The 14,141-nt window shown below is 70.9% G+C and carries 15 protein-coding genes; 6 read left to right on the top strand and 9 right to left on the bottom strand.

Going from position 1 to position 14,141, the window contains the following annotated elements:
* A partial coding sequence (locus DY218_RS11125; protein ID WP_128555781.1) for a glycoside hydrolase family 3 protein occupies positions 1–1,785 on the top strand: 1,785 nt, incomplete at its 5' end.
* Between the two features lie 142 nt (positions 1,786–1,927).
* Complete coding sequence (locus tag DY218_RS11120) at positions 1,928–2,593, top strand: hypothetical protein (RefSeq protein ID WP_128555780.1); 666 nt, start codon at positions 1,928–1,930, stop codon at positions 2,591–2,593.
* Positions 2,594–2,692: 99 nt separating this feature from the next.
* Here the strand turns inward: DY218_RS11120 and DY218_RS11115 are convergent, their stop codons facing one another.
* From DY218_RS11115 to DY218_RS11090, 6 genes are all read right to left on the bottom strand, one after another.
* Complete coding sequence (locus tag DY218_RS11115; protein ID WP_128555779.1) at positions 2,693–4,129, bottom strand: alpha/beta hydrolase family protein; 1,437 nt, start codon at positions 4,127–4,129, stop codon at positions 2,693–2,695.
* 124 nt (positions 4,130–4,253) lie between these two features.
* Positions 4,254–4,646, bottom strand: coding sequence for a hypothetical protein (locus DY218_RS11110; protein WP_407703601.1), 393 nt, complete (start codon positions 4,644–4,646; stop codon positions 4,254–4,256).
* A 102-nt stretch (positions 4,647–4,748) separates the two neighbouring features.
* Positions 4,749–8,501, bottom strand: a complete 3,753-nt coding sequence (locus DY218_RS11105; RefSeq protein ID WP_128555789.1) for an ABC transporter ATP-binding protein — start codon at positions 8,499–8,501, stop codon at positions 4,749–4,751.
* Positions 8,502–8,782: 281 nt separating this feature from the next.
* Positions 8,783–8,950: a PIN domain-containing protein gene (locus tag DY218_RS34490; protein ID WP_199566695.1), complete on the bottom strand. Its 168-nt coding sequence runs from the start codon at positions 8,948–8,950 to the stop codon at positions 8,783–8,785.
* Positions 8,950–9,231 (bottom strand): hypothetical protein, encoded by a 282-nt coding sequence (locus DY218_RS11095; RefSeq protein ID WP_233521502.1) that lies wholly within the window; start codon positions 9,229–9,231, stop codon positions 8,950–8,952. The genes DY218_RS34490 and DY218_RS11095 overlap by 1 nt, the downstream gene beginning before the upstream one ends.
* 71 nt (positions 9,232–9,302) lie before the next feature.
* Entirely contained in the window at positions 9,303–9,611 is a 309-nt protein-coding gene (locus DY218_RS11090; protein ID WP_233521500.1) for a hypothetical protein, read from the bottom strand.
* Between the two features lie 121 nt (positions 9,612–9,732).
* Here DY218_RS11090 and DY218_RS11085 point away from each other — a divergent pair, with 121 nt between their 5' ends.
* The 3 genes from DY218_RS11085 to DY218_RS11075 all read left to right on the top strand — a co-directional run bounded on the left by DY218_RS11085 (position 9,733) and on the right by DY218_RS11075 (position 11,258).
* Positions 9,733–10,542, top strand: coding sequence for a helix-turn-helix domain-containing protein (locus tag DY218_RS11085; RefSeq protein ID WP_128555778.1), 810 nt, complete (start codon positions 9,733–9,735; stop codon positions 10,540–10,542).
* A complete protein-coding gene (locus tag DY218_RS11080; RefSeq protein ID WP_128555777.1) occupies positions 10,520–10,741 on the top strand; it encodes a DUF397 domain-containing protein in 222 nt (73 codons plus the stop codon). The genes DY218_RS11085 and DY218_RS11080 overlap by 23 nt, the downstream gene beginning before the upstream one ends.
* A gap of 61 nt (positions 10,742–10,802) precedes the next feature.
* On the top strand, positions 10,803–11,258 hold the full coding sequence (locus tag DY218_RS11075) for a hypothetical protein (protein ID WP_128555776.1): 456 nt from the start codon (positions 10,803–10,805) through the stop codon (positions 11,256–11,258).
* A 10-nt stretch (positions 11,259–11,268) separates the two neighbouring features.
* Here the strand turns inward: DY218_RS11075 and DY218_RS11070 are convergent, their stop codons facing one another.
* Together DY218_RS11070 and DY218_RS11065 are read right to left on the bottom strand one after the other, a co-directional pair.
* Positions 11,269–12,129, bottom strand: coding sequence for an LLM class flavin-dependent oxidoreductase (locus DY218_RS11070; RefSeq protein WP_128555775.1), 861 nt, complete (start codon positions 12,127–12,129; stop codon positions 11,269–11,271).
* Positions 12,130–12,304: 175 nt separating this feature from the next.
* Positions 12,305–13,075: an MBL fold metallo-hydrolase gene (locus DY218_RS11065; protein ID WP_128555774.1), complete on the bottom strand. Its 771-nt coding sequence runs from the start codon at positions 13,073–13,075 to the stop codon at positions 12,305–12,307.
* Positions 13,076–13,213: 138 nt separating this feature from the next.
* Between DY218_RS11065 and DY218_RS11060 the strand changes: the two genes are divergently transcribed.
* A complete protein-coding gene (locus tag DY218_RS11060) occupies positions 13,214–13,546 on the top strand; it encodes a hypothetical protein (protein WP_128555773.1) in 333 nt (110 codons plus the stop codon).
* Between the two features lie 55 nt (positions 13,547–13,601).
* Here DY218_RS11060 and DY218_RS11055 read toward each other — a convergent pair whose 3' ends face one another.
* Positions 13,602–14,135, bottom strand: coding sequence for a hypothetical protein (locus DY218_RS11055; protein ID WP_128555772.1), 534 nt, complete (start codon positions 14,133–14,135; stop codon positions 13,602–13,604).
* Between the last annotated feature and the right edge of the window lie 6 nt (positions 14,136–14,141).

Raw genomic sequence — 14,141 nt, 5'->3', positions numbered from 1 at the left:
GGCGCCGCGGCCGTCGCCGTCGGCCAGAGCCCGGCGGCCGCAGCGGCCGAGTCGGCCGACGAGGCGCGCGCCCGCCGCGACCGGCTCCGCCGGATCATCGGCCGGATGTCCCTGGAAGAGAAGGTCGGCCAGCTCTTCGTGATGCGGGTGTACGGCACCTCGGCCACCGACCCCGACCAGGCCGACGTGGACAAGAACCTCGAAGAGACCGGCGTACGCAACGCCGCCGAGCTGATCGCCAAGTTCCGCCTCGGCGGCATCATCTACTTCGGCTGGGCGAACAACACGAAGGAACCGCACCAGATCGCCGACCTGTCCAACGGCATCCAGCGCGCGGCACTCCGACAGGACTCCGAGATACCCCTGTTGATCTCCACCGACCAGGAGTACGGCATCGTCGCCCGCGTCGGAGAGCCCGCCACCCTGATGCCGGGGGCGATGGCACTCGGCGCGGGCGGCTCGCGCAGCGACGCCCGCAAGGCCGCCAGGATCGCGGGCTCCGAGCTCGCCGCCCTCGGCATCATGCAGAACTACGCACCGCTCGCGGACGTCAACGTCAATCCGGCGAACCCGGTGATCGGCGTGCGCTCCTTCGGCTCCGAGCCAGAGGCCGTGGCCCGGATGGTCGCCGCCCAGGTCGAGGGCTACCAGAGCGCGGGCATCGCCTCCACCTCCAAGCACTTCCCCGGGCACGGCGACACCGAGGACGACAGCCACTACGACCTGCCGACCATCCACCACACCCGGGAACAGTGGCAGGAGCTGGACGCGCCGCCGTTCCGCGCGGCGATCGCGGCGGGCATCGACTCGATCATGACCGCGCACATCGTGGTGCCCGCCCTTGACCCCGCCGAGGACCCGGCGACCCTGTCGCACCCGATCCTCACCGGCGTGCTGCGCGAGGAACTCGGCTACGACGGCGTGGTGGTGACCGACTCGCTCGGCATGGCGGGCGTACGCACCAAGTACGGCGACGACCGGGTGCCGGTGCTCGCCCTCAAGGCCGGCGTCGACCAGCTGCTCAATCCGCCCGAGCCGGAGATCGCCTGGAACGCGGTGCTCGCGGCCGTACGGGACGGCGAGCTGACCGAGGAGCGGCTCGACGAGTCGATCCTGCGCATCCTCGAACTCAAGGCCAGGCGCGGCCTGTTCAGGGATCCCTTCGTCACCCACAAGGGCGTGGACCGCACGGTCGGCACCCGGCAGCACCTCGCCGCCGCCGACCGCATCACGGAGCGCACCACCACCCTGCTCGCCAACGCGGACGGGCTGCTTCCGCTGTCCCGCCGCCGGCGCCGCAGGATCCTGGTGGTCGGCGCGGACCCGGCGTCGCCGTCCGGCACCACCGGGCCGCCGACCACGACGCTCGCCGAGGCCCTCACCGAACTCGGCTTCTCCGCCACGGCGTTGTCCACCGGCACCGACCCGGAACAGGCGACGATCGACGAGGCGGTGGCCGCCGCGGACGGCATGGACGCGATCCTGGTCGGCACCCACAACGTCTCGGCCGACAGCCCGCAGCGCACCCTGGTCGCCGCACTCGCCGACACCGGCGTCCCCGTCGTCACGCTCGCCATCCGCAATCCGTACGACATCGCGTATCTGCCGGAGGCCGGGGCGCGCGCCTCGCTCGCGTCCTACTCCTGGACGGACGTCGAACTGCGGGCCGCGGTACGGGTGATCGCCGGCCGGGCGCGCCCGGAGGGCCGCCTGCCGGTCCCGGTGCCGAGCGCGGACGACCCCGAGCAGGTGCTGTACCCGGTGGGGCACGGCTTGTCGTACTGACGCCCCCCGCACCCTCCCGTCGGGGCGCCCGGTACACGTGCCACACGCCGTGCGCCCCGCGCGGGAGCGGAAACCCGCTGCGCCCATCTGGCGGCGGACCGCCCGACAGGTCACGATTGACGGACATATCGGGGGGTTCATTATGCGCAGAGCACGCGCCGTGGGGGTGGTGTGCGCGCTGCTGCTGGTCGCGGCGCTCACCGCCTGCCAGTCGTCCAGGACCGGGGAGGACCGGCTCGACGATCCGTCGCCGTCGGCGGCCACGCCGACCGGGCACGGCAAGGTCTTCCTGGACGTCGGGGAATGCAGTACGGCGGGCAAGGACTTCCGGGAGATCTCCTGCCGCAGCGAACGGGCCGAGGCCAAGGTGACCGCACGCCACCGCGGCCGCGAGTCGGACGGCCCGCTGTGCCCGGCCCGCACCGACTTCGTGCTGCACGTCACCGAGAACCGTCCGGCCGTCGACGAGGACGGCGACGGCTCGGTGCCGCGCGGATACGCCTGCATGCGCCACCTGCAGGCGCCGCACCCGGGCGACCCCGGGGGCGGCGGCGGTCCGCGCACCATCGTCGGCGACTGCGTCTACCGCTCCAAGGCCGGCGAGGTCCGCGAGACGCCCTGCGCCGGCCGCACGCTGCGCCCGGACGCCCGCAGGGACCATGCCGACGGCAAGGACGTGCCCGCCAACGCGCCTGAGTTCCGGGTCGGTTCGGCCGTGGCCGAGCGCGCACAGTGCCCGCCGTCCACGGTCCTCTACGTCCGCCTGCGCGGGCCCGAGCCGGTGGGGTGCGCCCAGGCGGTCGGGTGAGGACCGGGGGCCGTGCGCACACGACCGCGCCCGCCGCCACGGAGGCGACGGGCGCGGTGCGCATCGTTCGAACTACGGGCGCGGTGCGCATGGTTCGGACTACGGGCGCAGCACCGGCTCGCGCTGCAGGTTCTGCTTGTCGAGCTTCGCGTCGTACGTCGCCAGCGGCTTCGCCTTGCCCGGGTCCGCCTCGACGGAGTCCGGTGCGACGCCCGCCCAGTCCAGGATCGCGGCGGTCGCCGTCGCCTTCTCGTCGGGCACCAGGCCCTCGACGTTCGCGCCGTGGTTGGCGCCCGGCGCGGTGAAGACGTGGGTGTCACGGGTGTGCTTGCCCGGGCGGAACGGCTCGGCGCCCCACGGGTCGTTCTGGCCGTAGACCCACATCATGCGGGTGGCCTTGTGGCGCACCCAGGTGTCCACGTCGCGCATCGACCCGTGCTTGAACTTCATCGGGATCTCGCGCGGCACGAAGTTCCGCGGCGGCTGGTAGCCGTAGCGGGTCAGCCCGTCCAGGTGCGGGAGGCTGATGGTGGGCGCGCCCAGCTCGGTGCCGGCCTGGTAGTAGTACGGCGTGTACGGCTCCAGGCCCTGGTCGGTGTAGAAGGAGAACCCGGAGATCGTGTCCACGTAGTCGTAGATCTCCTGGTCGGTGGCGGTGGCCGCGTCCGGCACGTCGGCGCAGTCGGCCTCCAGGCTGTACTGCCAGAAGCCCCAGACCAGGTCGGTGACGACGGCCTCGTAGGCCTTGTCGAGGGTGCCGACGGTGTTGAAGGTGGCGCCCTCCTCCTTCGCCCAGTCCGCGTACTTCTTCTTCAGCGGCTCGCGGCGTACCAGGGCCTCGCGCTGCACGGCGTTCAGGGCGTCGCGGCACTCGGGGGTGCCGACCTTCTCGAAGAACTCGTCGTAGGCCGAATCCTCCTTGTTCACCACGTCGTTCGGCGCGACATAGGCGACGACGCCGTCCATGTCACGCGGGTGGAAACGCTCGTAGTACGTGGCGGTCATGCCGCCCTTGGAGGCGCCGGTGGCCAGCCACTTCTTGTCGTAGATCGGCTTGAGGGCCTTGAAGATGCGGTGCTGGTCGTCCGCGGCCTGCTTGATGTCCAGCTTGGTCCAGTCGGCGGGCTCCGGGCGGGACGGCGTGAAGAAGCGGTACTCCATGGAGACCTGGTTGCCGTCGATGATCCGGGTCGGCTCGCTGCGGCCCGGGGTGGTGGAGACGCCGTAGCCGGAGGTCTGGAAGACCGTGGGCCGTGCGGTGTCCTTGTGCAGCACGGTCAGTCGCTGCTGGAAGGTCCCCTTCGACGGGCGGCGGTGGTCGACCGGCTGCTCGTAGTTGAGGACGAAGTAGCGGTATCCCTCGTACGGCTTCTCCTCGATCAGGCTCATGCCGGGTATCGCGAGCAGCCGTTCCTTGATGTCGGTCTTTCCGGTGCTCGCCCCTGCCTCCGGCTGTGCGGCGGTGGCCGCGCCGGCCGTGCTCACGGTGCCGATCAGCACCACGAGCGACAGCAGCCATCTGAGCGCCTTGCTCATGCACCCTCCCCTGGTTTCACGTGTGTGCGCCGGAACCTAGCGGAGCAACAGGCGCCACACCAGGGGCGGTTGGGGATACGTCAGGTATGCCCGGATCGGTGCTCGGGGCCGGCGGGCAGGGCGTTCAGCAGAGAATCCAGCCGGAGTTGTACGACCCGCCGCCGATGGTCGCCTTGATGCGGACGCAGCGCTTGCCGGCGTGCACGTTCACCGGGCCCGCGTACTTCTTGAAGGTGCCCGCGTTCTTGACCGCGCGGTGGCCGCGGGCCTGCACGCTGACGCTCATGTGGCGGGCCTTGCCGGGCTTTGCGGCATGCGCGGTGGCGCAGACGAAGCCGCTCTTGCGGTAGACGTGCACCGTGCCGGTGGAGAAGGACAGCTTGCGCGCCTTGTGTCCGGCGCAGGCCGCCGCGTGCGCCTCGCCGCCGGCCGGTCCGGCCAGGGCGAGCAGCAGTCCGGCCACCAGCGTGCCGACGCCGACGCCCCAGCGTCGCCGCCCACCCACCGCAGATCCCACAGCACCCACTGTCGTCCCTCCCCGCGCAGCAGCGTACTGATGTACGGACGCCGAACGGAGACCGGATGGTTGCGGCGGGAAGCCGAAGACAGGCCCCAGGGATCAGCGCTGCACGGCGGCCGGCTGCGGCTCCGGGTCCGCCGCGCCGACGAAAGTGCGCCACAGGCGGGCGTATGTGCCGTCCAGGGCGAGGAGTTCGTCGTGTGTGCCGTCCTCGGCGACCCGGCCGCCGGCCATCACCACCACCCGGTCCGCGCGGGCGGCCGTGGTCAGCCGGTGGGCGACCACCAGCGTCGTACGGCGCCCCGCCAGCCGGTCGGTGGCCTGATTGACCTGCGCCTCGGTGGCCAGGTCGAGCGCGGCGGTCGCCTCGTCGAGCAGCAGCACGTCCGGATCGACGAGCTCGGCGCGCGCCAGGGCGATCAACTGCCGCTGTCCCGCGGAGAGATTGCGGCCGCGCTCGGTGACATGGTGCAGATAGCCGCCGTCGAGCGTGGCGATCATCTCGTGTGCGCCGACCGCCCGGGCGGCCGCCTCCACCTGCGCGTCACTCGCCTCCGGCCGCCCGTACGCGATGGCGTCCCGCACGGTGCCCTCGAAGAGGTACGCCTCCTGGGGCACCACACCGAGCCGGTGCCGGTACGAGGTCAGGTCCAGGTGGCGCAGATCGGTGCCGTCGGCGGTGACCCGCCCGGCCGTCGGGTCGTAGAACCGGGCGACCAGCTTGACCAGGGTGGACTTGCCCGCGCCGGTCTCGCCGACGAAGGCGACGGTCTGCCCGGCGGGGATGCGCAGAGTGATCGCGCTGAGCGCCTCCTCCGGGGCGGGTGCCTGGGCCCCCGGGTCCGCCGCGTACGCGAAGTGCACGTCCTCGAAGGCGATGTCGCCGCGCAGCGAGACCACCTCGAGCGGTTCCTTCGACGCCTTCGTCGAGGTGGGCTCCTGCAGCAGCTCCTGGATCCGGCCGAGCGAGACGGTCGCCTGCTGGTACCCGTCGAAGACCTGCGACAGCTGCTGCACGGGCGCGAAGAACAGGTCGATGTACAGCAGATACGCCACCAGTGCACCCGTGGTCAGCGTGCCCGCCTCGACCCGGCCCGCCCCGACGATCATCACCGCCGCGGCCGCGACCGTGGAGAGCAGCTGCACGAACGGGAAGTAGACCGAGATCAGCCACTGGCCGCGGATCCGCGCCTGCCGGTACCCGTCGCTCCGCTCGGCGAACCGGTCCGCACCCGTCCGCTCCCGCCGGAACGCCTGCACGATACGGAGCCCCGACACGGACTCCTGCAGATCGGCATTGACCACCGAGACCCGCTCACGCGCCAACTCGTACGCCTTCACGCTCGACTTGCGGAAGAAGTACGTGCCCACGATCAGCACCGGCAGCGTCGCGAACACCACGAGCGCCAGCTGTACGTCGATGACGAGCAGCGCGACCATGATGCCGAGGAAGGTGACGACGGAGACGAAGGCCGTGACGAGGCCGGTCTGCAGGAAGGTGGACAGCGCGTCCACGTCCGTCGTCATCCGGGTCATGATCCGCCCGGTCAGCTCCCGCTCGTAGTAGTCGAGACCGAGCCGCTGCAGCTGGGCGAAGATCTTCAGGCGCAGCGAGTAGAGCACCCGTTCGCCGGTGCGTCCGGTCATCCGGATCTCGCCGGTCTGCGCGGCCCACTGCAGCACCACGGCGCCGAGCGCGAGCCCGGCGGCCGCCCACACGGCGCCGAGCGCGGTCTGCGTCACGCCCTCGTCGATGCCGTGCCGGATCAGCACCGGAAGCAGCAGGCCCATGCCCGCGTCCACGGCGACCAGCGCGAGTGCGAAAAGCAGCGGCTTCCCGAAGCCCCGCAGCAGCCTGCGCAGCCCGTACGACTCCTCGGTGGTGACCGCCCGCGCCTCGTCGATGTCCGGGGTGTCGGTGGCCGGCGGCAACGCGTCGACCTGGGCGAGGAGTTCGGGCGTCGCCGGAGTGCCGGCGAGTGCCAGGTCCTTCGGCTCGCGGTCCCCGGTCCACAGCCGGGGTGTGGTGCCGCGCTCGGCGTCGAACTCGGCGTCCAGCTCCTGCCGTACGGAGGTGTCCTCTTCGTCCTCGGCGGGCGCGGTCGGCAGATGGCCGGGCGAGACCCCGCCCAGCTCGTCCGGGTCGGTGAGCAGCCGCCGGTACAGCGGCGAGCGCTCCTGCAGCTCCTCATGGGTGCCGATGTCGCTGAGCTGGCCGGCGTCCAGGACCGCGATGCGGTCGGCGAGGCCGAGGGTGGAGCGGCGGTGTGCGATCAGCAGGGTCGTCCGGCCGGCCATCACGCCGCGCAGCGCCTCGTGGATCTCGTGCTCCACGCGCGCGTCGACGGCGGAGGTGGCGTCGTCCAGGACGAGCAGCCGCGGGTCGGTGAGGATCGCGCGGGCGAGCGCGAGGCGCTGGCGCTGGCCGCCGGAGAGCGTCAGACCGTGCTCGCCGACCTTGGTGTCGTAGCCGTCCGGCAGCTCGGCGATGAAGCGGTCCGCCTGGGCGGCGCGGGCCGCGGTCTCGATCTCCTCCTGCGTGGCGTCGGGCTTCCCGTACGCCAGATTGGCGCGGACCGTGTCGGAGAACAGGAAGCTGTCCTCGGGGACCAGGCCGATCGCCGCCCGCAGCGACTCCAGCGTCAGCTCGCGGACGTCCTGGCCGCCGACCAGTACGGCGCCGTGCGTCACGTCGTAGTAGCGCGGCAGCAGCAGGGACACGGTGGACTTGCCGCTGCCGGAGGCGCCGACCACGGCGACGGTCTCGCCGGGCCGGATCTCCAGGCTGAAGCCGTCGAGCACCGGGTGGCCGTCCTCGTACCCGAAGGACACGTCATCGAACTCGACCGTCGCCGGTGCGTCCTCGGCCAGCTCCTTCGAGCCGTCCTCGATCACCGGCTCGGTGTCGATCAGCTCCAGTACGCGCTCCACGCCCGCCCGCGCCTGCTGCCCCACGGTCAGCACCATGGCCAGCATCCGCACCGGTCCGACCAGCTGCGCCAGATACGTGGAGAACGCCACGAACGTACCGAGGGTGATCTCGCCGCGCACCGCCAGCCAGCCGCCGAGCGCCAGCATCGCGACCTGGCCGATCGCGGGGACGGCCTGCAGTGCGGGCGTGTACTTCGAATTCAGCCTGATGGTCCGCAGCCGGCCCGCGAACAGCTTCCGGCCGACCGACCGCAGCTTCCCGGTCTCCTGCTCCTCCTGCCCGAAGCCCTTGACCACGCGCACGCCGGACACCGAGCCGTCCACGACGCCCGCGACGGCCGCGGCCTGCGCCTGGGCGTACCAGGTCGCCGGGTGCAGCCGCACCTTGCTGCGCTTGGCGATGAACCAGAGTGCCGGTGCCACGGCGAGCGCGACCAGGGTCAGCGGCAGGGACAGCCAGGCCATGATCACCAGGGAGATCAGGAAGAGCAGAATGTTCCCGATCGTCATCGGCAGCATGAAGAGCAGGCCCTGGATCAGCTGCAGATCGCTGGTGGCCCGCCCGACGACCTGCCCTGTGGACAGCTCGTCCTGCCGCTGCCCGTCCAGCTTGGTGATCGTCCGGAACATGTCGGTCCGCAGATCGTGCTGCACATCGAGCGCGAGGCGTCCGCCGTAGTACCGCCTGATGTACGTCATCACGTACACCACAAGCGCGGCACCGATCAGCAGCCCCGTCCACACCGCGAGCGAACGGGTCGGGGTCTCGATGACGTCGTCGATGATCACCTTGGTGATCAGCGGAGCCAGCGCCATCACGCCCATACCGCCGAGCGAGGCCCCGAGCGCGAGCACCACGTCCTTCGGGTACCGCCATGCGTACCCGGTCAGGCGTCTCGCCCACCCCTTGCCCGCGTCCACCTCGGCTGCCACCTGGGCCCTCCCGTCGATCCGATCTGCCGGTGACGCCAACACGGGGGGCGATCGATTTCATCCCGCTGCAACAAACGGGGCGGGGAAGCACCCGGTCCCGGGCAACGTACGCGTTTACGGCAACAACGTCAGAGCCACCACGTGCTTCGGCGGGATCACCGAAAAGTGTCTGTGATCGAGCGTCGCCACGCGGTCCGTCCCAAAACGTTCGGCGACAGCCATGACCGAGGCGTCCACGGCGCCGAGAGGAAAGTCTGCGTACTGCAGGATCAGATCCGCGGCCAGCGTTCCAGGCTCCAGCTGACCTCGGCCAGAACTGTGCTGGGCAACAGCTTGCGACCCCGCAACCGCGTAAAGAAGTCCACGCGGCGATCGTGGTGCTTGTCATTGGCGTTGAATGCCGCGAGGAGCGGGCCGGTGTCGAGGACAGTGATCATCAGTTCTCGGGCCCGAGGTCTCGTTCCATGCGGTCTCGGATGTAGTCGTCATGCCGCTCGGCGTAATCGGCGGGTGCATCGATGCTGCCGAACATGGCCAGGAACTCTGGCGGCAGCGGCCCCTCGTCGGCGTCGCCCCCGGTAGACGTTCCCGGCACTTCCTCATCGACTCGCGAGAGTTCCTCGTCCTGGGTGATGATCAGCCGCAGGCGGCGCACCTGGGTCGGACTCAGCCGGTCGACCAAGTGGTGCAGATGCTCGTAGTCGTGCGCTGCCGTCATGCTCCAAGTCTGGCACGCTCTGGACAGCCAGGTCGTGGCGTTGCCCGGCTCCTGCGCTCCGAATCGCCACCTCACGGCAGGGTCTGGACGCCGCGGCTGACCGCGATGCGGCGTACGTCGGTGAGGGACTCGGCCATTCTGGCCAGGAGGTAGCGGAGCTGTGGGGGTGTTGCGCGGCTGTCGGCGAGCAGGTCGGTCGCGTGGGCGAGGAGCTCGCCGGCCATCTCGAGCTGTACGCGCTCGGCGTCGTCCGCCATCCGGGAGATCAGGCCGCCCTCGGCGCCGCCGAGGAGGTAGCAGGGCTTGCCCTCCGGCCCCGCCCAGGGCAGCAGCCTCGCGACTCCGCCGACCTGTCCCCGTTCGTCGTTCACCTGTGCCACACCGGCCACCTGCCTCACATTTGTCGCTGTCCGTACGGAACGTGTCACAGCGTGCGAGGGGCGCGGCTAGGCTCGCCAGGGGTTTCCGGGTGACCAGGCAGGCGTCACAGGGGAGTTGACGATGGCGAACAAGTACGGCGACTGGCTCCGCGCGAAGCGGGAGGCCGCGGGCCTCACGCAGCAGGAGCTGGCCGATGCGGCGATCATGACGCGGTCGCACATTGCGCATATCGAGGCGGGGAGACGGGTTCCGTCACGTGACGACGCGAGGCGTCTGGATCGGGCGCTGGGGACGGGGGATGTGCTGGCGAGCTTCTTGCCGGAGCGGGACGTGGTCGTGGCCGAGTACTTCGAGGCTGCCCGCGCGCTCGAGCAACAGGCGGTTTCATTACGCGAGTTCGCGCTGTCCTTCGTGCCGGGCATCCTGCAGACGGAGGCGTATGCGCGGACGGTGCTCAGCACCACGTATCCACCGCTGCCGGCAGAACAACGTGACCAGCGCGTCGTCACCCGCCTTCAGCGAGCAGAAATCCTGAACGACCCGGTGACGCCCTCGGTCTGGGCCCTGCTCGACGAAGCGGTTCTACGCCGCGCAGTCGGCGGCCCTGAAGTGATGGCCGGCCAGCTCGCCCACCTCATCGACCTGGTGGAGTGCGGGCGCATCCGCGTGCACATCCTGCCGTTCGACCTCGGCATGCACCCTCTGATGTCGAGCATGCTGACGCTGATGGCCTTCGACGACCAGCCGCCCGTGGCGTACAACGAGGGAGTGCGGTGGAGCCGGATCCACGACTCACCCGTCGTCGTGGACGAGCTGTACGACCGTTACCATCTCGCCCTGGCGGACGCCCTCCCGCAGACGGAGTCGCTCGCCTTCCTGAAGGCGCGAGCAAAGGAGTACAGAGACCGTGAGCAACCTCGCCATTCCTGACGCCTCGGCCCTCTCCGGCTGGCGGAAGTCCTCGTACAGCAACGACACCGCCGGCAGTTGCCTCGAAGTCCTCGACAACCACGCCGCCCCCGGCGTCCCCGTGCGCGACTCCAAGAACCCCGCCGGCCCCGCCCTCCTCATCACCGCGGCCCCCTGGTCCGCGTTCGTCGCGGCCGTCGCGCGGGGGGAGTTGTCCTGACGCCTTTCGGTCCAGGTCGAAGCACGCCCTGCCGGGCGTCGGTGCCCCTACGATCCCGGCCATGCAGATACAACGGGGGTACTTCATCGCGCTGGTGGCACTGCCACTGGTCCTGGCCACGATCTTCGGCTTGATCCTGTGGGAGCAATCGAGGCTGGACCGGGACGAGTTGGGGGAGGTCTCGCGGGACGCCGTGGACCGGATGGAGTCGGCCCACTATGCCGGCTCGCTCCCCAAGGACATACAGGCGGCGGTGGACTCGGCCGTGGAGAGCGCCGCGCAGCGCAAGTCCGTACCGGTGCCGTTCACGCCGAGCGCGGGCTTCTCGACGGATCCGGGCGACGACAGCCTCCGGACGTACTACTTCCACCTCACCGGCGACGAGGACTGGCACGTCAGCAACGGCAACGCGGACGACGTGGTCTGTCTGACTCTCACGCCGGCCGAGGAAGCGCCGCGGTCCGGGACCGGGCTCTTCGAACCGAAGTTGAAGGACGGGATGTGCCCGGACAACTGACCGCCCGGCCCTACCAGAGCGAGAAGAGGGCATCCGCCAGGCGGTCGAGCTGGGCGATGTCCGAGGACCAGCAGTAGAGCATGACCTCGTCCGCGCCGATGGCGGTGAAGTCCGCGACCGCCGTGCGGATCGACTCCGGCGTGCTGAGGAGGCCTTCGGCCATGTGGTCGGCGCGGCCGGTGAAGTCGTAGTAGTCGAGGAGGACGCGTCGGGCCTGCTCGACGATGTGGTCCGGGCCGAGGGCGACGTTGACCTGGGCGACCAGTCGCGGCCGGCCAGGGCGTTCGTACCTCTCCCAGACCGTCTCCACGTCGCGGAACATGCCGTCCATGAACCGCGGCGGCAGCGCCGCACCGAGGAAGCCGTGGCCGAACCGGCCGACCCGCTCGATCGCCGCCGGCGCGAACCCGCCGAACAGCACCTCAGGCCCACCGGGCGTCGTGGGCGCGGGACCGATGGGCCCGACGCCCTCGCCGTACGGCTCACCGCGCCAGGTCAGGTCGAGCAGCCGCATCTGCTCGTCGAGGCGGCGGCCCCGGCGCCGGATGTCGATGCCTGCGGCGAGGCAGTCGTCCTCGCGCCCGCCGACGCCGATGCCGAGCGTGAACCGGCCGCCGGACAAGCGGTCGAGCGTCGCGGCCTGCTTGGCGAGCAGCGCGGTGTTGTGGACGGGCGCGATCAGCACCTCGGTCTGGAGGCGGATGCGCGAGGTGGCGCCGGCGAGCGTGGCCAGGGTGATCAGCGGCTCGGGATTGTCGTAGACGAGGCGGTCGAGCAGGCCGAGGGTGTGGAAGGGGCCGGCGTCTGCGCGCCGGGCCCAGTCGAGCAGCAGGGCGGGATCGTCGATGGGGAGACCGAGACCGATCTTCATAGGAGAACCTCCGGAGGGCATGCGGACATGAATGCCGCCCCTCCGTGGCTCCGCGCTGCTGTGCGCGGGCTCGCTCCCGTACTGCGGCTGTGTTCTCAGAGAGCGTGATCTGTAGAGTCCGGCGACCATAACGCGGTCGCGCGAGCGCCGGCAACGGACTTATGGCCGGCCCGCCTCAGCCGATCGTGAAGGCCGCCCCCGGGGCCGCGTAGTCGATCGGCCCGGCGTAGTGCTTCCCGGCGCGGGACACCGCTTCCTCCGGGGTGAGGTACGGGCCGACGTGGGTGACGACGAGGCTGCGGGCGCCGGCCGCATGGGCGGTGGCGCCGGTGTCCTCCGGGGTGTGGTGCGCCTGCGGACGCAGGGTCGGCACCTCCGCGCTCTCCGCCTCGCAGAGGAGGGTGTCGCAGTCGGTGGCGAGGTCCGTGAGGGACGGGCAGGGGGCCGTGTCGCCGGAGTAGACGAGCGAACGGCCCGCGGACTCGATGCGTACGGCGAAGCCGGGGATGTCATGTTGCACGGACCGGCTGGTCAGGGTGAGCCCGCCGGCCTCGGCCCGGTGGCCGTCGTACAACTCCCGTACGGAGAAGGCGGATTCGACAGGGCTGCGGGTGTCGGAGTTGGTGAGGAAATGCGCCAGCCGGTCCGCGGTGCCGGGCGGTCCGTACAGCGGGATCGGGGCGTCGAGTTCGAGGTCGGCGTAGCGCGCCGCGTAGTACGCCGTCAGGAGATCCGCGCTGTGGTCGGCATGCAGATGCGAGATCCAGATCGCGTCCACCTCGTCGAGCCGGCAGTACCGCTGCAGCGCGGCGAGCGTCCCACTCCCCGCATCCACCCACACCCGGGCTCCGCCGCCGGCCACCAGATATCCGGAACACGGATTGTCCGCACTCGCGCACGGCGTCGCACTGCCGAGCACAGTGAACTGCAGGTCATCGCTGATCATCTGCGCACCATGCCCGCCGAGGGCCGCCGCCGCAAGGTATGACCTCCACCATCGGTCACCCTGTGAACCGGCGACGGTGCGCCCGCCCTTCGCCCAGCAGCGGCGCCGTACTGTGGGCGCCATGTCAGCGCGCGCCCGATGAGGACCTGCGGAGAACCGCTCGACCTGCGGGGAACCTTCCATCTCGCCCTGATCCGCACGGATCACCTGCCCACCCTGCGCGAGCTCCTGCCGGAAGCCTTGCCCTGGTCGGAGTTCCTGCCCGACGACGACATCGAGACGATGCTCGGCGAGCTCGTCAGCACGGCGCGCGGCACGGTCTCTCCGCAGAGCCCGGACCCCGTCGCCACACTCCTCGCCCAGTGGCAGCACACCGCCGAGATCTACGCCGATCCGGCGCTGCACAACGCGGTGACTCGCGAGCCCGAGGGCGATCTCGGCGCGGTTCCCGCGCCCCGGATCACCGAGTAGCCGCGTGGACCGCAGTCAAGTCAGTCCGCACACCCTGTCACCGCCCGGAGTCAGCTCACTTCGAGACGATCTGCAGGAGGGCCGTCGACGTCGGGCCCGTGGTCATCTGGATGACTACGGCGTCGGGTTGGGGGGAAGGGGCGGTGTCCGGGGAGACGCCGCCGCAGGTGTTGCCGCTGCCGGTGGAGCGGAGGACCGTGAGGCAGCCCTGGCCGGGGCCGGTCGCGCCGCCGGAGGAGCGGCCGTTGTCGGACTTGACCGTGTACTCGACCTTGTTGCGGGCGACCTCGGTGACCGAGAGGGTGGTCGGTCCTGCCGGGCCCTTGAAGCGGATCGTCACCGGCTCGGAGACCGTGACCTCGCAGTCGGCGTCCTTGCAGGCGTCGAGGTCGTCGCCGTCCGCAGCCGTGAAGGACGGCGACGGCTTCGCGGGCGGGCTCGAAGTGGCGGGCGCCGGGCTGGACTTGGTCTTCCCGTCGCCGGGTGCCGCGGTGTCGTCCGCGTTGTCCTGGCCACCGCCGCAGGCGGTCAGCGCCGCCGCGGCAAGGAGCGCGGCCACCGCCCCCGTACGTACCGATCGTGCCCGCATCCCGCT

Origin of the sequence: Streptomyces triticagri, assembly GCF_003429565.1 — a bacterium.
Lineage (GTDB): Bacteria > Actinomycetota > Actinomycetes > Streptomycetales > Streptomycetaceae > Streptomyces > Streptomyces triticagri.
Note: the sequence above shows the minus strand (reverse complement) of the source record. Positions and strands in the feature narration are given on the sequence as shown.

Coding starts and splice junctions, on each gene's coding strand:
- DY218_RS11065 (WP_128555774.1), bottom strand. CDS start 13,075: ATGATCAGCGATGACCTGCAGTTCACTGTGCTCGGCAGTGCGACGCCG.
- DY218_RS11095 (WP_233521502.1), bottom strand. CDS start 9,231: ATGACGGCAGCGCACGACTACGAGCATCTGCACCACTTGGTCGACCGG.
- DY218_RS11120 (WP_128555780.1), top strand. CDS start 1,928: ATGCGCAGAGCACGCGCCGTGGGGGTGGTGTGCGCGCTGCTGCTGGTC.
- DY218_RS11075 (WP_128555776.1), top strand. CDS start 10,803: ATGCAGATACAACGGGGGTACTTCATCGCGCTGGTGGCACTGCCACTG.
- DY218_RS11060 (WP_128555773.1), top strand. CDS start 13,214: ATGAGGACCTGCGGAGAACCGCTCGACCTGCGGGGAACCTTCCATCTC.
- DY218_RS11070 (WP_128555775.1), bottom strand. CDS start 12,129: ATGAAGATCGGTCTCGGTCTCCCCATCGACGATCCCGCCCTGCTGCTC.
- DY218_RS11085 (WP_128555778.1), top strand. CDS start 9,733: ATGGCGAACAAGTACGGCGACTGGCTCCGCGCGAAGCGGGAGGCCGCG.
- DY218_RS11115 (WP_128555779.1), bottom strand. CDS start 4,129: ATGAGCAAGGCGCTCAGATGGCTGCTGTCGCTCGTGGTGCTGATCGGC.
- DY218_RS11055 (WP_128555772.1), bottom strand. CDS start 14,135: ATGCGGGCACGATCGGTACGTACGGGGGCGGTGGCCGCGCTCCTTGCC.
- DY218_RS34490 (WP_199566695.1), bottom strand. CDS start 8,950: ATGATCACTGTCCTCGACACCGGCCCGCTCCTCGCGGCATTCAACGCC.